The organism is Bacillus cereus (assembly GCF_015071065.1).
In the GTDB taxonomy this organism is placed as follows: Bacteria; Bacillota; Bacilli; order Bacillales; family Bacillaceae_G; genus Bacillus_A; species Bacillus_A cereus_BA.
In genome coordinates this window covers 367,137-388,788 of the sequence record NZ_VOVA01000002.1, presented here as the reverse complement: position 1 = coordinate 388,788, position 21,652 = coordinate 367,137, and the positions used below count along the sequence as shown (strand labels likewise).

Genomic DNA, 21,652 nt, shown 5'->3' with positions numbered 1-21,652 from the left:
TCGTTCTCTCCCTATTCTGTTACTGCTTCTTTCTTCAAGCCTTTAATTAACACTTCCACTACTTCTTTACGGCTAAATGCACTTGGGGGAATCTCTCCATTTCGTAACATTTCTCTTACTTTCGTACCTGACAAAATAACATGGTCCTCTTTCCCGTGTGGGCACGTTTTTGTCGAAGCCATTGCTTCACATCTAGTACAGTAAAAACTATGTTCAAAGAATAGCGGCGTAATCCCTAACTCTTCCACCGTAAAGTCCGTAAAGATTTCCTGCGCTTCATATGTTCCATAATAATTTCCCACTCCAGCGTGATCCCGCCCTACAATAAAGTGTGTACAGCCGAAATTTTTTCTTACAAGCGCATGAAATATCGCTTCACGTGGTCCTGCATAACGCATCGCTGCGGGAAATACCCCTAAAAAAACGCGATTTGGCGGATAATAATTTTTCAGTAATACCTCATAACTTTCCATCCTTACATCAGCTGGAATATCATCTGATTTCGTTTCACCAACGAGCGGGTTTAAAAAGAGACCATCTACAATTTCAAGTGCAGATTTTTGAATATATTCATGTGCACGATGTACAGGATTGCGTGTTTGGAAACCAACTACTGTTTTCCATCCCCGTTTTTTAAATTCTTCTCTTGTTTCGATTGGATCTAAATAATAGGAAGCAAACGGATTATTTTCAGAGCGTTGTATTAGAATAATAGCTCCTCCAACGTAAACGTTCGGTCGATCGTACAATTTTTTCACACCTGGATGAGCCTCATCCGTCGTTTTATACACAAGTAACGCTTCTTTTTCTTTATCCGGTACAAAAATATCTTCTATTTGAATAACACCATATACAGTTCCATCTTTAACCAGTTTTACTTCTTCTCCAATTTTCAATCTATCCGCTTCTTCTTCTGTTACTGGTAATGCAATCGGTATACTCCAAACACTACCGTTTACTAAGCGAAGTGTTTCTACAACTGAGTCATAATCTCTCTTCCCTAAAAATCCTGTAAGTGGACTATATCCCCCTATCGCCAGAAGTTCTAAATCACTAAGCGCAATTTTGTCTAGCTCAATTTCTTTTACAATGTTCGATATGTCATATGTTTCATCAATACGGTTTACTAATTTATTTGTTGTACTCATCTTTTTATATCCCTTCTTAGAGTTATTTCAAGATCTATCTTATTGAAAATGAAGTCCGCATTCTGTCTTCATTTTCCCAGCCCATCTTCCATCTCTTGAGTCGCCACCATTTCCTATAGGCAATGTACATTTTTCACACCCAATACTCGGATAGCCAACATCATGCAGCGGATTATACGGCAAACTATGTTTGTATACATATCGCCAAACTTCTTTCCAAGTCCAATGAATGAGCGGACAAATTTTAATAGACCGAAAACGATGATCTTGATTCACAAATTTTGTATGCTTACGCGTTTCTGATTGTTCCCTTCTAAGGCCTGATATCCACGCTTTTTCGGCTGCTAATGATTTTTCTAGCGGCAAAACTTTTCTGATTTTACAACAGAGGTTCGGATTACTTTCCCATAATTTTTCTCCATGAAGCTTCGCCTGTTCTTCAAGTGTAAGTGCTGGCTGTTTTTCTATAATATTTAATGAAGGAAATCTCTCTCGTACCTTTTTAATTAATTCGTACGTTTCTTGAAAGTGAACATTTGTATCTAAAAATACAACTTTAGCAGATGGATTTACTTGGTTTATAAGATACAATAAAACCATCCCTTCCACTCCAAAGCTACATGCATATACAATTTCACCTTTATATTCTTTATAAGCCCAACTTAATACTGATAGAGCGCCTTTCGTTTCATCTTCTTCTGAAAATGAAATACCATTTTCTTCCCACGTTTCATACGTCAACATGTTTTTTCCCCCTGTAAAAGCAAAAAGGCGGTTTTAATCTAATAAAATAGATTAAAACCGCCTCTAGTTTTTCTAGTCAGCGCTTTTTACTTTAAACGGACCTTTTCACTTTTCTCTAATTGAATCACTTTTCCATCTTGCACAACAATTGTAATTGAACCATATTTCATATCAGCAAGCATCGTTTGAATTTTTTCGGACACTTCAGCAAAATGTTCTCGTACGCTCACGCAAACAGCCCCCCTTTTTATTCATAAAAAAAATCTTTCCCATTTCGAAAAGACTGTTCGGTAATATATTTTACCTTATCTTTCAAAATGGATTCCATTTTGCTGGATTTAGCACCTTGCTTTCTATAAGCAGGTTGCCGAGCTTCATAGGGCCAGTTCCCTCCGCTTCTCTTGATAAGCTTTGTATTTGTATTTTATCACAATTCTGATTTTTTTCAATCCTAGTTTTCCGATATATTTTAATTATTTTATTTTATCCCGCTATTTGTAGGCAGTAAAACTCCCACCTCAAAATTCGGCTGGAGCAAAGAAGTTAGGTGGGAGCCCTGCTGCCCGTAAACGCCCGATTGGTGAGGGCTGATAATCAGTGGGGGATGAACAAAACCCCCATTGATTATCGTTTCACTTTATAAAAAAGGAATTGCCCATCCTGAACAACTCCTTTTTTCGTATTTAAACAAGTTCTTTAATACGTATGCGATCGTTCCCAATAATATTTTCATATGTTTCACGTTCTACAACAATTTGTGATGTTCCGCCTTTTGCGAAGACTACAGCTGGTCTACGAATACGATTATAATTATTAGCCATCGAGTACCCATATGCTCCCGTGCAAGAAATCGCTAGTAAATCAGAAGAAGCAACTTTAGGAAGATTAATATCCCAAATCAGCATATCTCCACTTTCACAGCATTTCCCAGCAATCGAAACAAGTTCTTCATTCTCATCATTCCCTCGATTCGCCAACATCGCCTCATAACGCGCTCCATATAGAGCCGGCCTTAAATTATCTGTCATCCCACCATCGACTGAAACATATTTTCTTATGCCTGGAATCTCTTTCACCGCTCCGACTGTATAAATTGTTGTTCCCGCATCACCTACAATACTACGCCCTGGCTCAATCCATATTTCAGGAAGCGGATATTCACATAATGTAAACTGCTCTCTCACCGTACTTGTTACAGCGTGCACATACGTTTCAAGTGTTAACGGTGTATCAGACTCCGTATAACGTATACCGAAACCTCCGCCGACATTTAATACTTTCACTACATAATTTGTTCGCTCTCTCACTTCTTCTAAAAATTGACGTAGTACTTCAATTGCTCGAACAAAACCAGCCGTTTCGAATATTTGCGATCCGATGTGCGAGTGAATTCCTAGCACATTATAATTTGATTTTTGTAAAGCTAGCTCAATTGCTTGCATCGCTTGACCATTTGAAACACCAAATCCAAATTTCGAATCCTCTTGACCTGTTGTTATATATTCGTGTGTATGTGCCTCTACTCCAGGCGTTACACGGATTAATATGTTCACAAATTTCCCATGTTGCACTGCTAAATCATGTAAAATTTCTAATTCCAAGAAATTATCTACCACAAAACAACCAATACTCGCCTGAAGAGCCATAATCATTTCTTCTTCTGTTTTATTATTTCCGTGAAAATGAATGCGCGATGCCGGAAATCCTGCTTGGAGTGCAGTATATAATTCCCCTCCAGAGACAACGTCTAAAGACATATTTTCTTCACGAGCTACTCGGCACATCTCCATGCACAAGAACGCCTTGCTAGCATATGCTACTTGATAAGAGAAACCACTTTCTTTAAAAGCACGATGAAACGCACGACATTTCCCTCGAATTGACTCTTCATCGTATACATAAAGTGGTGTTCCGTATTGTTTTGCTAGTTGCGTCGTATCGCACCCTCCAATTTCTAAGTGTCCTTGCCCATTGATTCGGCTTGTGCCGTGTAAATACATTTGAATTCCTCCCTTATTTCCTCTAAAACTCATAACCCCAATCTTCTATTCATTGCAGCACGCTTTTAGATAGACAAAAAACGCGCGGAACAATGTTCACACGCGTTTCTTATTAGGAAAAATATATATTGAAAAAATAAACGAGTTGTTATCTTCTCAAAATAAGAAACCGCATCAACATCTCCAAATAGCTCTTCATAAAATAAATATTATGACAGTACTACATTTATTCAATGCAGTCCCAATATAAGAATAACGTGGTCATTCTTATATTTCGGCAATAGTCCCTTTCAACCTATGATCACAGATTCCACTAAATCTCCCATAGCTTACTCTTTCCTATCGCGGCCTCTACCTTTGAGAGTAGATGAGGTAAGTCTATTTAATTTTCAAACATCTAATTGTTGCTATTAACAATACCAAAGGAACATTTTATTTGTCAAACAATTTTTTATATTGTTTTTTTACAGTTTAATTTCGTGTCATTTGGTAAGCGCTTTATAGAGATTTTTGTAACAGTCCATTCTCCTTCTTCATTGTTAAACGTCATACTTATCTTCTCAAACGGCGGAAGTACTTTTCCACCTATTCCTGATTCATATTTCGTTATTTCAATTACTGCTTGAAATAAATATGTACCGCTATAAAGTTTTTTTAAACTAATAATTTTAGGACAATCAAACGGTTTTAATTTTCCATATTGTTTCTCAATCGCTTCATTTATTTTTGGAAATAACACAGAATAAAGAGCATCTTCCATGAGCGGTGCATCATATTGTGCTACTGATACACTCGGTGAAACAAAAAGCATAAAACTAATGCATACTATAAAATATAATAATTTCCGCATCATAACCTCCGTATCATTACGCGATACTTTCCATGTTTAACGAATGATAATAATCATACATAGAAATTCCATTTTATTGTCTCCCACTTCGCTTTTTCTACTCAATTGTTACAAAAAAAGCCCACAACTCCCCTTTATTTTCGTATAATGATACTCATAGTATAATAATCATAATAATAAAGGACTGTTCGTATATATATAGTGAGACGATTTTCAAACAAACTCACATGAACTGTCATGCTTTTAGGAGAGGAGTATATTATGCTAAAACATTTGTTTCCAAAACTGCGATTTGCACTCGTTGCGGTCGTTTTATTATGGATTAAAACATATATTGTGTACAAGCTAGCATTTGATATTAAAATTGATAACTTCTTTGAAGAATTTATGCTTTTTATTAATCCAATAGCTTCATTACTTTTATTTTTCGGTTTAGCTTTACTTGCATCTAAGTACCGAAACCGAATTATTATTGGAATTAGTTTTGTACTGTCATTTATTTTATTTGGAAATGCAATGTTTTACGGGTTCTATAACGATTTTGTTACTTTCCCTGTTTTATTCCAAACAAATAATATGGCCGACTTAGGAACGAGCATTAAAGAGCTCTTTACGTACAAAACATTACTTTTATTTGCAGATGCAATTATTTTAATGTTTATTTCACGTAAATTCCCATCATTTTGTGACAGGGCGCCACTTTCTCGTTCTGAGAAACGGGCTTTCTTTAGTGGTGTAACAGCGCTATTGGCACTGCAAATTGCTGTTTCAGTTATTTATAAACCACAAATGTTCTCACGCTCATTTGATCGTCAAACTGTCGTGAAAAATTTAGGTTTATACACATATCATCTATTCGATATTACACTTCAATCTAAATCTTCGGCTGAACGTGTATTTGCAAGTGGCGACGGATTCTCCGAAATTAAAAATTATACTGACGCAAAAGATAAGCAAGTTGATAAAAACTTATTCGGAGCTGCAAAAGGTAAAAATGTAATTTTAATTTCAATGGAATCTACACAAAGTTTTGTTATTAATAAAAAAATAAATGGAAAAGAGATTACTCCATTTTTAAATCAGTTTATAAAAGATAGTTTTTACTTCGATAACTTCTATCATCAAACGGGACAAGGTAAAACTTCCGATGCTGAATTTATCGTTGAAAACTCACTTTATCCGTTAGACCGTGGTTCTGTATTCTTTACTCATGCAACAAATGAATATACTGCCACACCAGAACAGTTAAAGAAATACGGATATTCTTCCGCTGTCTTCCATTCAAACGATAAAACATTTTGGAATCGTGATGTAATGTATCCTGCACTTGGATATGATCGTTATTTTAATTTAAATGATTACGTAGGCACTGAACAAATGTCTGTCGGTTGGGGATTAAAAGATAAAGAGTTCTTTGAACAATCTATTCCAAAGTTGAAATCTTTACCGCAACCGTTCTATACGAAATTTATTACTTTAACAAACCATTTTCCATTTCTTCTAAATCCAGAAGATCAATATATTGATGAGTTTAATTCGGAAAGCGGTGTTCTAAACCGCTATTTCCCAACGGTTCGCTACACGGATGAAGCTCTCAAATTATTCATTAACCAATTAAAAGAAGAAGGAATATACGACAATTCCGTTATTGTTATTTATGGGGATCACTACGGCATTTCCGAAAACCATAATGCAGCTATGGCTCAGTTCCTTGGGAAAGACGCTATTACACCATTTGATTCTATGCAATTACAGCGCGTCCCTCTCATTATTCATGTACCTGGTCAAGAAGGAAAAGTTATCTCTAAAGTATCAGGACAAATTGATATTAAACCAACACTGCTTCATTTACTTGGTATTAAAACGAATCAATCAGTTGAATTTGGAACTGACTTATTTATAAAAGAAAAAGATCCACTTATGGTAATGCGCGATGGTAGTTTTGTAACAGAGGATTATGTGTATACAAAAAATATGTGCTACAAAAGAAGCTCAGGTGAAGAGGCAGATGTAGCACTATGTCAGCCGTATATTGAAAAAGCAAAAACAGATTTAAAACTCTCTGACAAACTGATTTATGGAGATTTATTACGATTCGATCCTAACAATCGATATAAAACTGGAACGATGACAACAAAATTTGAATAATGTAGGAAGCAACTTTGTGAAAAGTTGCTTCTTTTTTATTTACACTTCAAATCTTTCACAAATTGGGAATTTCTTTCGTATGAGGAAGAAATTTATGGTATGATAAAATAAGTAAAATTTCATACACTAATTAAGAATTTATAACAGAAAGCAAGGGATCAGATTTTGTATAGAGCAGCTATTCCAAACTTATTCACGCTCGGAAATTTATATAGTGGATTCTTGTCAATCGGCTATGCATCTTTAGGATATTATAAATCAGCTGCTATTTTAGTACTTATCGGGATGATGTTAGATAGTCTTGATGGTCGTGTTGCTCGTTTATTACGCGTTGATTCACAAATGGGAAAAGAGCTTGATTCACTCGCAGATGTTGTAACATTTGGCGCAGCACCTGCTGTTTTAATGTATTACACATCTTTTTCCAACTACGGAATCATTGGACTATACATAGCGGGATTATTCCCACTGTTCGGAGCATATCGCTTAGCACGATTTAATGTAACACCATCTTCTACTTCAATGAAATATTTCACTGGGGTTCCGATTACAGCAGCGGGAGGGCTTGTTGCTTTCTTAACATTATTTTCACATACCATTCCAAAAATCGTTCTTATTACAGTATTTGTAACGTTCGCATTTTTAATGGTGAGCCGCATTCGTATCCCAAGTTTAAAAGATGTACCAATTCCACGATATAGCATCATTATTACACTATTTTTAGTTGGAAGCATTATCACAATGTACCAAACAGGTTTTGGTAATTTTTCTGTTTTCTTATTCATTGCCATTCCACTATATATTTTGTATATGCTATCTCAATTCCTTAGACAAAGACCTTCTAAAAAAGCAAATAAAGAAAAATAAAAAGAAACCTTCCGAAATTGGAAGGTTTCTTTTTATCTCGCTATTTACGGGTAGCCCGGTTGGCGAGGGCTAATAATCAGAGAGGGATAGACTCCCTCCACTGATTAAAGTTTCGCTTTATTTTGTAACTAATACTTTTTGATTTACAGGTGTTACAGGTTCTTCACCATTTAATACAGCTAAAATATTTCTTACTGCCATTTCAGCCATTGCATCACGCGTTTCGAATGTTGCATTCCCTACGTGAGGAGCAAGCACCACATTCTTTAATCCTTTTAGCTCTTCTGTAATTTTCGGTTCAAATTCAAACACGTCAAGAGCTGCACCTTCAATTTCATTTGTTTTTAGTGCATGAGCAAGTGCAAATTCATGCATAATTGGTCCACGTGAAGCATTTACAATATATGCTGTTTTCTTCATCATTTTAAACTGTTCTTCAGCGATCATATGATGTAATTTCGGATTATAAGCACAGTTAATTGTAATAAAGTCTGCTGTTTGTAATAATTCTTCCAATGTTACATATGTTGCTCCCAGTTCACTTTCAGCTTCAGGCTTACGATTTGGTCCTGTATATAAAACATCCATTCCAAATGCCTTCGCACGTTTTGCAACTGCCTTCCCGATTGCTCCAAGGCCAATAATTCCGATTGTCTTACCGTGTACTTCGCGGCCCAAGAAAAATAATGGTGCCCAGCCGTTAAATCCAGTTGTACGACATAACGTATCCCCTTCAGGAATTCTACGTGCCGCTGCTAAAAGAAGTGCAAATGTTAATTCTGCTGTCGCTTCAGTTGATACTTTCGGTGTATTCGATACTGCAATTCCTTTTTCTCCTGCATACGTGAAATCAATATTGTCGTAACCAGCACCGTAGTTTGCAACAATCTTTAAATGAGGTGCCGCATCAATAACTTCTTTCGTCACCTTTGTAGAAAGTAAGCTTAACAATGCATCTTTATCTTTTACACGCTCTGTTAATTCCTCTAAAGAAATTAACTCTTCTTTATCGTACATTTCTACATCATGATCCTTTAATAGTTCTAACCCGATTTCTGGAATTTTCCCTGCAACTAATATTTTCGCCACTACTAACACCTCTTCTATACAAAATAAGATATCTCTTATATTTCATTGTAAGAAATCCACATATAAAAACCAAGGAATTTGATTATAGTTTTGAAAATCGACACTTTTTTACCCATAAGAAAAGAGGAGATTCATCTCTCCCCCTCTTCTTACGCTTTCTCTTGAGATTCTTGTCCAAGCTTTGCATCGATTGTTCCCTCTGCAACTGTATCGCTTATTTGTTCCTCGATAACTGAGTTAGCTGTGTTATTCGTTTCAGAAGTATAAGCTTGATCTGCCGCTTGTACGTTTTGTTTATTTTGTTGTTTCGCCATTTTCCACCCTCCTTTTCATTCTTTCTTATTTTGAACAAAAAGGGTGGTTTTCATCAAAAAATCGTGTTTTATTTTGAAATTGTTACTTCTTCTTCAAGCAATCTCATCGTTCTTACTCGTTTCGTAAATGTAGCTATGTGAGAAATATCATGATTGCGTAATGTCTTTATATTTTCTTCCACATATTTTCCTAAATCATTCGGATAATGAGCATCTGAGGATAGAGTAATCGGAACTCCATACTTAGCTAATACTTGTAAATAAAGCGGACTTGGACACATTTCGCGCACAGGATAGCGATAGTACAATCCCGCATTTATTTCTGTTGCGGTATTCGTTTCAACTAACGCACGCGCAATTTCCTTATAATAAGAAAGCTGTTCATTCTCATCTAACCGGTAATTAAATACTTTTATGTTATCAAGATGAGCTATAATATCAAATAACTCGGAACGAACCGCACTCTCAACCGTTTTGAAAAACGTATCATATAGTACATGTAAGTCATGCCCCTTAAAATATTCTTTCGTATCTGGATTATCAAAACCCCATCCGTCTATAAAATGGACCGAACCGATTACATAATCAAAGTCTCCTAATGCTAGTAAACCTTTTAACTCTTGTTCCCCGCCGATAAAATAATCTGCTTCAATTCCAAGTTTAAGTGTGACGCCTCTTTTACTCCAGCGTTCTTTCGCCTCTTCAATCGCCTTTGTAAAATCGTATAGTGAAACTACTCTTACTTGGTCTAACCATTCCTTCTGTAAACGACCGAGTTTTGAATCACTAATATTTACATACTTTTCATAATATCCTTTCGCTTCATGAAAACGGTATAAATGATCGACAATGCCAACTTCTTTTATACCTTTTCGCAAAGCCTCTTCTAAATATAAATCAATCCATTTCGCTGTAAATGGACCTTCCTTCACACGTTTTTTCAGGCGTTCTTGTGTTTTCATAAGCCATCCCATTGAATGTTTATCTTCTTTAAGCGGTTCATAATATTGTAGTGCATCATTTATTTTAGCAAGCCACCCTATTGTATATGGCCCTTCCTCTAAATGAAGATGATAATCTACTTTCATCCATATTCCCCCCCTATAATGTATCTATTTCTCTTCGGTCCCCTACCCTCGAAAGCTTTCCATTTCTTTCTTTCACTTCTTGCAAGACATCTTCCAGTGCAATATTCTTTTCAGCTAATAGAACAAAACAGTGATAGAACACATCAACCATTTCTTTTACTATTTCTTCTTTATCATTATTTTTAGACGCGATAATTACTTCGGCGCACTCCTCACCAATTTTCTTTAAAATTTTATCTTCACCTTTTGAAAATAAATAATTCGTATATGATTCAGAGAGTGGATTTTTCTTTCGTTCTTCAATTGTTTCAAATAATAACTTAAGGATATCTTCCATATGTATCCCCCTATATAATTTTGTAGTGAAAACACGTTTTTTCTCCCGTATGGCAAGCAGGCCCTACTTGCTTTACGACAACAACGATTGAATCTTGATCACAGTCTAAATAAAGTGATTGCACATATTGTACATTTCCCGATGTACCTCCTTTATTCCATAACGATTGTCTCGAACGGGAATAAAACCATGTTCTTTTCGTTTCCAGTGTCTTGTCATACGCTTCTTCATTCATATAAGCTAACATTAAAACTTCTTTCGTATCTTCCTCGATAACAACAGCTGGTATCAATCCTTTTGAAAAATTAGGTTTCATAACCGCACCTCAACGTTTGCTTCTCTTAATTTTCTCTTCACATCCTGTACAGTCGCTTCACCATAATGAAAGATTGATGCTGCTAATGCTGCATCAACTGTTGTCTTTTGAAATACTTCTATAATGTGATCCACATGACCACATCCACCTGATGCGATTACTGGAACAGAAACGCTGTTTGAAATTGCTTCTGTTAAACGAAGATCATATCCGTTTTTCGTTCCATCTGCATCCATACTCGTCAACAAAATTTCTCCTGCTCCGAGCTCAACAACGCGCTTCGCCCATTCGATTGCATTCATCCCTGTATTAAGTCTTCCGCCATTTACGTATACATTCCATTTATCTTCTGCTACTTTTCTAGCATCAATTGCTACGACAATACATTGTGAGCCAAAATGTTCTGCACCTTCCTGGATTAACTTCGGATTTCTCACTGCCGCTGAGTTTATTGAAACTTTATCCGCTCCAGCTCTTAGTAAATTGTACATATCTTGAACATTTGAAATCCCCCCGCCAACTGTGAGAGGAATGAATACTTTTGAAGCAGTTTTTTCTACAACATCTATAATCGTTTTTCGCCCTTCATGCGTCGCAGTAATATCTAAAAATACGATTTCATCTGCTCCCGCATCATTATATAATGCCGCTATTTCAACAGGATCACCGACGTCTTGTAACCCTATAAAATTCACACCCTTTACTACCCGCCCTTCTTTCACATCTAGACATGGAATAATTCGTTTCGCTAACATAGTTTTGTTACCTGTAACACTTCTTCTAAATCAATCGTTTTCTCGTAAAGTGCCTTTCCAATTATGACGCCATATATATTCATATCATTTAATCTTTTCACATCTTGAATAGATGCGACACCTCCAGATGCAATCACACGAATACCCACGCTTTTTTGCAGTAACTCTAATTGCTCAAAATTTGGTCCTCCCAGTGTCCCATCTTTTGAAATGTCCGTAAACACAATCGTTTGAACACCTAAACTTTCCATTTGCTTCGCTAAATCGATGTACGAAATTTCAGACACATCTAACCAGCCCCTCGTTGCTACGAAACCATTTTTCGCATCAATTCCAACTATGATTTGCTCCTTATATAGACGAACAGCTTCTTCTAAAAATGATTTATCGTAAAGGGCAGCCGTTCCTAATATCACTTTTTCTACACCTACTGACAACAACTTCTCCACTGCCGCGAGTGACCGAACTCCTCCTCCAACTTGCACCGGAATACGTACCGCCTTGCATATTTTTTCAATGACAGGTAAATTTACTGACTCCCCAGCAATTGCTCCATCTAAATCAACAACGTGTAGTATTTTCGCTCCAAGTTTTTCAAATATGATTGCCTGTGCGACTGGATTTTCATTCATCACCGTTTCTTTACTAAACTCTCCTTGATACAGCCTTACGCATCGCCCTTCTTTTACATCGATAGCTGGGAAGATTTCCATGCTTCTACCACCTCTTTGAAATTTTTTAACATTTGCATTCCAATTTCACCACTTTTTTCAGGATGAAACTGTGCGCCAAATATATTTCCTTTTGCTACAAAACCAGGTACTTTCACTCCATACTCACTTGCCCCATACACAATTTCATTTGGACAATCTGCATAATAAGAGTGGACATAATATACGAAAGAACCGTCCTCTACTCCATTCCAAAGCGATATTTCTCCATCTTTCTTTAACTCATTCCACCCCATATGTGGAATTTTATAAGGAACTTTTAACTTCCTAATGACACCTGGCAATAAATTTAATCCGTTACAGTCTTGTAGTTCCTCACTTTTTTCAAATAAAAGCTGCATTCCTAAGCAAATACCCAGAAGCGGTTTTCCTGAACTCCCAGCTTCTTTTAGCACACATACTAAATCTTTTTCTTCTAAAACTTCCATCGCTTTCGGAAATACGCCTACTCCCGGTAAAATAACGCCATCACTTCTCAATATTTCTTCTTTATCATCCGTTACAATGTGCTCTGCTCCAATATATTTTAATGCTTGTTCCACACTGCGAATATTCCCCATTCCATAATCTATAATAGCAATCAATTACAACATCCCTTTCGTTGAATTTACACCAGTAATGTTGGCATTTTTATCGACTGCCTCTCTAAGCGCTCGACCAAACGCTTTAAATAGAGCTTCAATTTTGTGATGTGTATTGCTTCCATATAAAATGCGAGCATGTAACGTAATATTTGCAGCATGGGCAACTGCTCTAAAAAATTCTTCCGTTAATTCTGTGTCAAAATCTCCTAGCTTCGGATTTATTAATTCACCTTGAAATACAATATATGAGCGCCCGCTTATATCAATCGCGACAAATCCTAAAGATTCATCCATCGGTACATACGCTGAGCCGTAACGGTTAATCCCCTCTTTATTTTGCAATGCTTCTTTCAAGCAAGTTCCGAGTACAATTCCAACATCTTCAACTGTATGATGAGCGTCAACGAATACATCACCTTCAGCTTCAACTTGCAAACCGAATCTTCCATGCCTAGCAAATAAAGTTAGCATATGATCAAAAAAACCAACTCCCGTTTGAACAGAAACATTCGTACTTTCATCGAGCTGCAAACTTAATTTAATCTTTGTTTCAGTCGTCTCACGTGCTTGACTAGATTGACGCATTATTCTTCCTCCTCAAATCTAATTTGGATCGCTCTCGCGTGGGCATGTAAACCTTCTTTATTTGCAAGTTCTACAATATGATGCTGTACACTTCTTAACGCTTCTTCCGTATAAGAAACGAAGCTTGATTTTTTCACAAAATCATCGACGGATAATGGAGAGAAAAACCTTGCCGTTCCACTTGTCGGTAATACGTGATTCGGTCCTGCTAAATAATCACCAAGCGGTTCAGGTGCATATGGACCAAGAAAAATGGATCCAGCATGCTTTACATAAGCTAGAGCATTCATTGGCTCTTTTATGTGTAACTCTAAATGTTCTGGAGCGATTTCATTTGATAAATGAAACGCCTCTTCTAAAGAAGGGACAATAAAAATTGCTCCATTTCTTTTTATTGACTCACGAGCTATTTCACTTCTTGGTAACGTCTCTAGCTGTCTTTCTATTTCTCTTTCTACCTCTTTAGCAAGGTGTACATTCGTTGTAATACAAATAGCAGTCGCTCTTTCATCATGCTCTGCTTGTGATAATAAATCAGCAGCAATATATTTTGCATTTCCTGTTTCATCTGCAATAACTACAATTTCTGATGGTCCAGCAATCATATCGATATTGACTATCCCATATACTTCTCGCTTCGCTAGAGCAACATACAAATTTCCAGGTCCAACTATTTTATCTACTTTAGGAATCGATTCCGTTCCGTATGCTAAAGCAGCAATTGCCTGAGCACCACCTGCCATATAAATTTCATCTACACCTGCAAGGCTTGCAGCAGCTAAAATATGTGAATCAATTCCTCCTTGCCTCGGCGGTGTTACCATTACAATTTTTTTCACTCCTGCGAGTTTTGCTGGCAATACATTCATTAATACTGATGAAGGATACGAAGCTGTCCCGCCCGGCACATATACACCTACATTTTCTAACGGCCGAATGAGCTGTCCTCTAATTACCCCTTCACTCACGCAATCGAACATAGATTGTCTTGTTTGCTTTTCGTGATACGAGACAATGTTTTTCTTTGCCTCTTCTAACGCTTCTAAAAAAGCTTGTTCTACAAACTTACTTGCTTGTTTTATTTCTTCTGCACTTACACGAAAATTTTTTATCTCTACACCATCAAACTTTTTTGTATAGAACGATACAGCTTCATCTTTACTCTCCCTTACATTTTGAACAATTTCGCTTACACTTCTTTGAACAGTTTCTTCTATTATATTAGCGCTTTCTCGTAGCAACTTTATTTTCGATAAAGCCTCTTGGAAATCTTCACAAACTATCTCCATTGAAAGTCCCCCTATTTCCCTGACAAAATTTCTTGTTCCATCATATTTATAATACCGAATATTTCGTCTTTTTTAGTTTTCAATGCAGCCTTATTCACAATCATTCGAGCTGATATAGAGCACATTTCCTCAAATACAATTAATCCGTTTTCTTGTAATGTTTTTCCTGTTTCAACAATATCAACAATTGCATCTGCCAAACCTAGAAGTGGAGCAATCTCTACAGATCCTTCTATTTTAATAATTTCTACATCCTCCCCTTTATCATGAAAATATGTAGAAGTAATGTGTGGATATTTCGTAGCAATTCGTTTTTTCCGATAACTCTTCGGATTATACGTAGGAATAGAAGCGATACAAAATTTACACACGCCTACTCCTAAATCCACCATCTCATATATATCTTTCTCAAATTCCATTAATATATCTTTTCCAACGACTCCAATATCAGCTACGCCATGTTCTACATAAGTAGCAACATCTACCGCTTTCACTAAAATAAATGAAATATTTGTGTTTTTACTTTTAAACACAAGTTTTCTTCCTTTATCTTTGAGCTCTGAACAATCAATTCCAATTTTTTCAAACAGTGGAATAACATGCTTTTCTAATCTTCCTTTCGTTAACGCAATTTGAATGTTACGCATGAAGCCTCCCCTTCTTTCTGGATGATCCATTTCTCTCTCCATACATATTCCACTAGTGACTCACTCTTCGCCTCAACGACTGTCATTATTTTATTCTTGTTTGCAAATTGAAAAGTATCATTTAAATTAGAGAATAAAGATAACTGGGCATTCTTCCCGTCCTTTTGAAGTAAATTTCGTAACCTTTCCCCTTCTGCTAATCTATTTAACTCATAGTGAATCATAATATCTATTCTCTTTCGTTTATATGGTTCTTGCTGCTCTTGAAGTGCCTTAACTATTTGATTTACTTGCACCGCGAGCCCAACAGCTGGCATCATCTCTCCAAAATTTCCAATTAACTCATCATATCTTCCGCCACTAACAATCTCTTCTCCAATTTCATATATATACCCTTTGAAAATAACACCCGTATAATAATCCAAATGTTGAACCATACCTAAATCAATTGATATGTAGGAAGCATATCCTAACTGTTCAATTGTTTCATATATTTCTTTCACTCTTGCAATGGCCATTTTCATTTCATTACTTGAGGCGAGTTTTTCTGCTTCCTCAATAACATCTAAACTCCCGAATAACCTTGGTAGTTTCTCAAGTAATCTTACTGTTTCATCACACCGATCTAATTTTTTTTCTTCGATAAAATTTGAGAGACCAGCATAATTTTTACTCTCAATATATGTTCTAAGTAACCTCTCTTCTTCATCATGAATGGAGAGTTTTTTTACAATACATTTATATAACTGCACTTGCCCAATCTCAATTGTAAAAGATTGTACCTTCAATTTTTGAAGTGCTTGAATTACGCTTATGACGCACTCAATTTCCGCTCTTACATTATCAATCCCGATAATTTCAATACCACTTTGTACCATTTCATTATATTTTCCAGAAAGAGACTCATTCGCCCGGAATACATTTCCACTATATGTAACTTTAAGAGGAGTGTCCCATCTCTGCGTTCCAATTACTCTTGCTAAAGGAATTGTCATATCTGGGCGTAAAACGATAATCCGCCCTTTTTCATCAAAAAATTTATACATCTTTTCTTCATCTATCGGCCTGTTTTGAAATGCAAAAACATCGTAAAATTCAATTGTAGGTGTCCTTATTTCTTCATAACCTCTATCTAAAAAGGTCCGTCTTAATTTTTGTTCCACTTCTTCAATTAACGTACATTCTTCGAATAAGTAATCCCTCGTTCCATTCGGATTTGCACGCTTCCACTTTGTCATCTCATTTCACACACCTTTCCCTCTCTAATGTATGCTCATTCCATTCACCTAAACCGAAAATAAAAAGAGCCTTGTAGAATAAATACCTACAAGGCTCTTTAGTAGAGTGTAGGTACAACGGGAATAACCCTTGTGCCTACACGTTTTCACGTTAGGTTCAAGGGTTTCATGTATGATGATGTAGTTGTGTAAGCATTTTAATAGATTGCACGATATTCATAATACATACTCCCTTTCTCCTCTGATTTTCAAATAGTATATAACAGTTAATTCTGAATGTAAATGATTTTTTAATATTCCGTTATTTCTTAATATAAGGCTATCTCCCTTTCATACTCTCCAATTTCTCGTTCGTATTGCATCGTAATGCTAATTTCATCTAGACCATTTAATAATTTCTCTTTCCACATTTTCTCGATTGTAAAATGAACCCTATGCGTATTCGTTGTAATTATCTCATTCTCTAAATCTACTTCTATTTGTTCTCTCGCATCCGTTTTAGCAAGTTGTTCACGCATTTCTTTATCCATTACAATCGGCAACATACCATTTTTCATACAATTCATATAAAAAATATCTGCAAATCCCCCGGCGATAATAACGCGGAAACCATAATCAGCAAGCGCCCACGGAGCATGTTCTCTTGAAGAACCGCACCCAAAATTATCACCCGTAATTAATATACTTGCTCCTTTTCTGTCTGGTGCATTAAGAGGAAAATTAGGATTTTCATGGCGCTCATTATCGTAACGCCACTCATCAAATAAATATTTTCCAAATCCCGTCCTTTCAATTCTCTTTAAGTATTGCTTCGGAATAATTTGATCAGTATCAATGTTATCATTCATAAGTACTGCGGTAGTACCTTTATGAATACGAAATGGCTCCATCATAATTCTCCTTTCTAATATCAACAAAATGACCATATAACGCAGCCGCTGCTGCCATAGCTGGGCTTACTAAATGTGTTCGTGCTCCTTTCCCTTGCCTTCCTTCAAAATTACGATTAGAAGTAGATGCACAATGTTCCCCTTCAGGCACTTGATCCGGATTCATTCCAAGACACATTGAACATCCAGGCTCTCTCCATTCAAATCCCGCTTCTTCAAATATGTGATGTAATCCTTTTTGCATCGCTGCTTCTCTTATCCTTTTAGAACCCGGCACAACAAGGGCTCGCACACCGTCTTTCACTTTTTTCCCTTTTACAACAGATGCTGCAATTTCTAAATCAGATAATCGAGAATTTGTACAAGACCCAATGAAGACATGCTGAACTGGAATTTCAAAAGTACTTTGTCCAGGACTCAATCCCATATACGAATATGCTCTTTCATCATTTTTATCATGTTTTTCTGGTAATTTTTCATCAATTCGAACACCCATACTAGGATTTGTTCCCCAAGTGACATACGGTGCTAAATCCGTAACATCTATCGAAATATGTAAATCATAAATTGCATCTGAATCTGTATACAGCTCCGACCATTTTCCCATAAACGTTTCATAGTCTTTCGGTGCATATTCACGCCCTTTTACATAAGAAAATGTTTTCTCATCTGGTGCAATGATGCCAGCTTTCGCTCCCCCTTCAATTGCCATATTGCAAAGTGTCATTCTCTCTTCCATTTCCATAGCATGAATCGTCTCACCGTAAAATTCCATCGCATATCCAGTTCCAACTGCTACACCGTACTTTGAAAGGAGATGCAAAATAATATCCTTTGCATAAACGCCTTTTGGTAACTTTCCTTTTAATTCAATTCCCATCGCTTTCGGCTTTCGTTGCCACAACGTTTGCGTTGCTAATACATGTTCTACTTCACTCGTACCAATGCCAAATGCTAACGCTCCGAAAGCACCGTGGGTTGCTGTATGACTATCACCACAAACAATCGTTTTCCCTGGCTGCGTGAGTCCAAGTTCTGGTCCTATAACGTGAACGATTCCTTGCTCTTCATCACCAATATCAGCTAATGACACCTGAAATTGTTTACAGTTCTCACGAAGTGTATCCAATTGCTGCTTCGCAATACGATCGGTAATATTCCAAACATCTATCGTTGGAATATTATGATCCATCGTTGCAAACGTTAATTCCGGTCTTCGAACAGTTCGATTTGCAAGCCGCAAGCCTTCAAAGGCTTGCGGTGACGTTACTTCATGAACGAGATGAAGATCGATATATAATAAATCCAATCCATTTTCATTCGTTACAACTACATGTCTTTCCCAAAGCTTATCTAGTAATCTTTTTCCCATTATCGTCCTCTCCCTACTAGCGCTTGCTCTTCCATTTCTTGAATAACCGCCTTCGTAAATGAAGTTATCGTCTCATCTCCCCCAATATCAGCTGTACATTTTCCAGATTTAAGAACTGCAGATATTGCGGATTCAATTGCATACCCTTCTCTCGTTAATCCAAATGATTGTCCGAGCATCATCGCAACTGAACGCATCATCGCAATTGGATTCGCTTTGTTTTTTCCTGCAATATCTGGTGCTGATCCGTGAATAGGCTCATATAAAGATGGCCCGTTTTCCGCATGACTCGCCGATGGAAGCATTCCTAATGATCCTGCTAATACAGAAGCCTCGTCACTTAAAATATCACCAAATAAATTTTCTGTTACGATAACGTCAAATCTCCTTGGGTTCCGAATTAACTCCATAGCAGCTGCATCTACTAAAATGTGCTCTAATTCAACATCAGGATAACGAAGAGCTACTTCTTCCGTAACAGCTCTCCATAGTTTACTAGATTCTAAAACATTCGCTTTATCAATAGACGTTACTTTTTTCTCTCTCTTACTCGCTAATTGAAAAGCATACGACACGATACGTTCAATTTCATGACGATGATACGTAAGTGTATCAGTTGCTGATTCTTCCGTTCTTTCTTTTGGATAAGAGAAATAAATACCACCTGTTAGTTCACGAACGACAACGAAGTCAATTTCATCTGCGTTTTTTAATGGCGATAAATGTGCGGTTGCACTTTCTACTGTTACAGGGCGAACATTCGCAAATACACCAAGTCCTTTTCTCAGAGCTAGTAAGCCTTTTTCCGGTCTTTCTTTCGCAGCGTCCCACCGTGGTCCACCAACTGCTCCAAGTAATACTGCATCACTCGCTAAACAAGCGGCAAGCGTTCGTTGTGGCAATGGCTGCCCGCTTAAATCAATAGCAGCTCCGCCAAAGTGCTCATCCTGTAAATAAAAACGATGTCCATATAGCCTCTCTACCATGTATAATACTTCTTTCGCACTTTCCATAATTTCCGGCCCAATACCATCACCAGCTAAACAAACGATACGTTTTTCCAATTCGAGCACCCCTTTGTTTGAATTTTCAGAACTTTTTTGATAGGTGAGGAAAGACTTCCTCACCTATCAAATACTTATTTCACAAGAGTTATAAAAGATTTCAATTTTCCAGCCGCATGGACATACGCTCTTGCCGAAGCTTCCAATACGTCTTGTGCAACACCAAAACCTGATACTTGATGCGTTCCTTCTTTTAATTCAACATGTACATGAGCAAGTGCATCTTGACCTTGCGTAATAGATTGGATGCGATAATCCGCCAATTCACATTCTAATCCTAAAATTCTTTGAATTGCATTATAAATCGCTTCAATACTTCCAGAACCAGTTGCTGCATCTTCGTACATATTTCCTTCCTCATCTTTTAGTACAACTGTTGCACACTGTGTACTATTTGATACGAAGTGTACTTGCAATTGCGTAATGCTATATTGTTGTGCCGAAAATGCTGCTTCACCAAGCATAAGCGCACGTAAATCTTCTTCTGTAATTTCCTTTTTTCGATCAGCTAATTTTTTAAATGCTTCAAACACCGCATCTCGTTCTTCGTTCGTAAATTCGTAGCCTAATTCTTTCATTTTTTCCGTAAATGCGTGACGTCCAGAATGTTTTCCAAGTACAAATAGATTTTGAGATTCACCTATAAGCGCCGGTTCAATAATTTCATATGTCGTCACTTCTTTTAAAACACCATCTTGATGAATACCTGATTCATGAGCGAATGCATTTGCTCCAACAATCGCTTTATTTTTTGGTACAATCATACCTGTTAAACGACTTACTAATGTACTTGTCGCTTTAATTTCTTTTAACGTCATAGAGGACTCTGCTTCATAGAAATCCTTTCTAATATGGAGAGCAACCGCAACTTCTTCTAAGGCTGCATTTCCTGCTCTTTCTCCAATTCCGTTAATCGTTCCTTCTACTTGTAACGCTCCGCCTTCAACTGCAGCTAACGAATTCGCTACCGCCATCCCAAGATCATCGTGACAGTGACAAGAGAAAATTGCTTTTTCATACGAAGGAACGGCTTCTTGTAAATATTTAAAGAGAGAATAATATTCTTCTGGATTCGTATATCCAACTGTATCAGGAATATTAATTACATTCGCTCCTGCACGGATCGCTACTTCTACTGCTTCAGCTAAAAATGCTCTCGTTGTTCTTGTCGCATCTTCTGCTGAAAATTGTACTGTTGGAAATAATGATTTTCCAAGTGTAACTGAGCGATGAATGCTATCTAATACATCTTCTTTCGACATACAAAGCTTATATTTCATATGAATATCACTCGTAGCTAAAAATACGTGTAAACGAGGAGAGACAGCACCTTTCACTGCGTCATATGCTCTTCGAATATCGCTTTCCTTTGCTCTAGCTAAACTCATAACCGTAGCATTTTGAATGGTATTCGCGATACGTTTTACCGATTGAAAATCACCTTCAGAAGCCGCTGCGAATCCAGCTTCCATTACATTAATACCAAGTCTCTCTAGTTGCCTCGCAATTTGTAATTTCTCTTGTTCATTTAAATTAACTCCTGGTGATTGTTCGCCATCACGAAGCGTCGTATCCATGAACAAAATCTGCTTCATA

General features: G+C 36.9%; 23 protein-coding genes and 2 riboswitches. Of the genes, 2 read left to right on the top strand and 21 right to left on the bottom strand.

The annotated features are described in order from the left end of the window. Positions 1-11: 11 nt before the first annotated feature. From sat to FT637_RS07970, 5 genes are all read right to left on the bottom strand, one after another. Positions 12-1,148 carry a sulfate adenylyltransferase gene (sat, locus tag FT637_RS07990; protein WP_193645827.1) on the bottom strand — a complete coding sequence of 379 codons (1,137 nt, stop codon included), beginning with the start codon at positions 1,146-1,148 and terminating at the stop codon, positions 12-14. A 39-nt stretch (positions 1,149-1,187) separates the two neighbouring features. Continuing rightward, positions 1,188-1,892 (bottom strand): phosphoadenylyl-sulfate reductase, encoded by a 705-nt coding sequence (locus FT637_RS07985; RefSeq protein WP_193645826.1) that lies wholly within the window; start codon positions 1,890-1,892, stop codon positions 1,188-1,190. A gap of 86 nt (positions 1,893-1,978) precedes the next feature. Continuing rightward, entirely contained in the window at positions 1,979-2,122 is a 144-nt protein-coding gene (locus FT637_RS07980) for a YezD family protein (protein ID WP_193645825.1), read from the bottom strand. 72 nt (positions 2,123-2,194) lie between these two features. Then, positions 2,195-2,303, bottom strand: a riboswitch (SAM riboswitch). 272 nt (positions 2,304-2,575) lie between these two features. Further along, positions 2,576-3,892, bottom strand: coding sequence for a diaminopimelate decarboxylase (lysA, locus tag FT637_RS07975; RefSeq protein ID WP_193645824.1), 1,317 nt, complete (start codon positions 3,890-3,892; stop codon positions 2,576-2,578). Positions 3,893-4,072: 180 nt separating this feature from the next. Then, a riboswitch (Lysine riboswitch) is annotated at positions 4,073-4,254 on the bottom strand. Positions 4,255-4,343: 89 nt separating this feature from the next. Beyond that, positions 4,344-4,742, bottom strand: a complete 399-nt coding sequence (locus tag FT637_RS07970; protein WP_105584080.1) for a DUF3888 domain-containing protein — start codon at positions 4,740-4,742, stop codon at positions 4,344-4,346. Positions 4,743-5,003: 261 nt separating this feature from the next. On the opposite strand from FT637_RS07970, the gene FT637_RS07965 reads away from it, so the two are divergent. Next, a complete protein-coding gene (locus FT637_RS07965; RefSeq protein ID WP_193645823.1) occupies positions 5,004-6,890 on the top strand; it encodes an LTA synthase family protein in 1,887 nt (628 codons plus the stop codon). 165 nt (positions 6,891-7,055) lie between these two features. Beyond that, the gene (gene pssA / locus FT637_RS07960; RefSeq protein ID WP_193645822.1) at positions 7,056-7,757 is read left to right on the top strand and encodes a CDP-diacylglycerol--serine O-phosphatidyltransferase; all 702 of its coding nucleotides are present in this window, start codon (positions 7,056-7,058) and stop codon (positions 7,755-7,757) included. Positions 7,758-7,874: 117 nt separating this feature from the next. Here the strand turns inward: pssA and FT637_RS07955 are convergent, their stop codons facing one another. The 16 genes from FT637_RS07955 to leuA form a co-directional block, all read right to left on the bottom strand. Next, a complete protein-coding gene (locus FT637_RS07955) occupies positions 7,875-8,846 on the bottom strand; it encodes an NAD(P)-dependent oxidoreductase (protein ID WP_193645821.1) in 972 nt (323 codons plus the stop codon). 149 nt (positions 8,847-8,995) lie between these two features. Then, positions 8,996-9,160 carry a YozQ family protein gene (locus FT637_RS07950; protein WP_002158663.1) on the bottom strand — a complete coding sequence of 55 codons (165 nt, stop codon included), beginning with the start codon at positions 9,158-9,160 and terminating at the stop codon, positions 8,996-8,998. 68 nt (positions 9,161-9,228) lie between these two features. Then, a complete protein-coding gene (locus FT637_RS07945; RefSeq protein ID WP_193645820.1) occupies positions 9,229-10,248 on the bottom strand; it encodes a histidinol phosphate phosphatase domain-containing protein in 1,020 nt (339 codons plus the stop codon). 13 nt (positions 10,249-10,261) lie between these two features. Continuing rightward, entirely contained in the window at positions 10,262-10,585 is a 324-nt protein-coding gene (hisE, locus tag FT637_RS07940) for a phosphoribosyl-ATP diphosphatase (RefSeq protein WP_193645819.1), read from the bottom strand. A gap of 10 nt (positions 10,586-10,595) precedes the next feature. Then, positions 10,596-10,901, bottom strand: coding sequence for a phosphoribosyl-AMP cyclohydrolase (gene hisI, locus FT637_RS07935; protein WP_193645818.1), 306 nt, complete (start codon positions 10,899-10,901; stop codon positions 10,596-10,598). After that, positions 10,898-11,656 (bottom strand): imidazole glycerol phosphate synthase subunit HisF, encoded by a 759-nt coding sequence (gene hisF / locus FT637_RS07930; protein WP_193645817.1) that lies wholly within the window; start codon positions 11,654-11,656, stop codon positions 10,898-10,900. The genes hisI and hisF overlap by 4 nt, the downstream gene beginning before the upstream one ends. Beyond that, positions 11,650-12,369: a 1-(5-phosphoribosyl)-5-[(5-phosphoribosylamino)methylideneamino]imidazole-4-carboxamide isomerase gene (hisA, locus tag FT637_RS07925; protein WP_193645816.1), complete on the bottom strand. Its 720-nt coding sequence runs from the start codon at positions 12,367-12,369 to the stop codon at positions 11,650-11,652. Before hisA ends, hisF begins: the two co-directional genes overlap by 7 nt. Next, a complete protein-coding gene (hisH, locus tag FT637_RS07920; protein WP_193645815.1) occupies positions 12,342-12,971 on the bottom strand; it encodes an imidazole glycerol phosphate synthase subunit HisH in 630 nt (209 codons plus the stop codon). Before hisH ends, hisA begins: the two co-directional genes overlap by 28 nt. Further along, positions 12,972-13,556 carry an imidazoleglycerol-phosphate dehydratase HisB gene (hisB, locus tag FT637_RS07915; RefSeq protein ID WP_193645814.1) on the bottom strand — a complete coding sequence of 195 codons (585 nt, stop codon included), beginning with the start codon at positions 13,554-13,556 and terminating at the stop codon, positions 12,972-12,974. After that, the gene (gene hisD, locus FT637_RS07910; protein ID WP_193645813.1) at positions 13,556-14,845 is read right to left on the bottom strand and encodes a histidinol dehydrogenase; all 1,290 of its coding nucleotides are present in this window, start codon (positions 14,843-14,845) and stop codon (positions 13,556-13,558) included. Before hisD ends, hisB begins: the two co-directional genes overlap by 1 nt. Positions 14,846-14,856: 11 nt before the next feature. Further along, positions 14,857-15,492: an ATP phosphoribosyltransferase gene (gene hisG / locus FT637_RS07905; protein WP_193645812.1), complete on the bottom strand. Its 636-nt coding sequence runs from the start codon at positions 15,490-15,492 to the stop codon at positions 14,857-14,859. Continuing rightward, positions 15,468-16,730: an ATP phosphoribosyltransferase regulatory subunit gene (locus tag FT637_RS07900; protein ID WP_193645811.1), complete on the bottom strand. Its 1,263-nt coding sequence runs from the start codon at positions 16,728-16,730 to the stop codon at positions 15,468-15,470. Before FT637_RS07900 ends, hisG begins: the two co-directional genes overlap by 25 nt. Positions 16,731-17,038: 308 nt before the next feature. After that, positions 17,039-17,620 carry a 3-isopropylmalate dehydratase small subunit gene (gene leuD / locus FT637_RS07895; RefSeq protein ID WP_193645810.1) on the bottom strand — a complete coding sequence of 194 codons (582 nt, stop codon included), beginning with the start codon at positions 17,618-17,620 and terminating at the stop codon, positions 17,039-17,041. Beyond that, entirely contained in the window at positions 17,598-18,992 is a 1,395-nt protein-coding gene (gene leuC, locus FT637_RS07890) for a 3-isopropylmalate dehydratase large subunit (protein WP_193645809.1), read from the bottom strand. The genes leuD and leuC overlap by 23 nt, the downstream gene beginning before the upstream one ends. Next, entirely contained in the window at positions 18,992-20,056 is a 1,065-nt protein-coding gene (gene leuB / locus FT637_RS07885; RefSeq protein ID WP_193645808.1) for a 3-isopropylmalate dehydrogenase, read from the bottom strand. Before leuB ends, leuC begins: the two co-directional genes overlap by 1 nt. Positions 20,057-20,130: 74 nt before the next feature. Continuing rightward, positions 20,131-21,651, bottom strand: coding sequence for a 2-isopropylmalate synthase (gene leuA / locus FT637_RS07880; RefSeq protein ID WP_193645807.1), 1,521 nt, complete (start codon positions 21,649-21,651; stop codon positions 20,131-20,133). Between the last annotated feature and the right edge of the window lies 1 nt (position 21,652).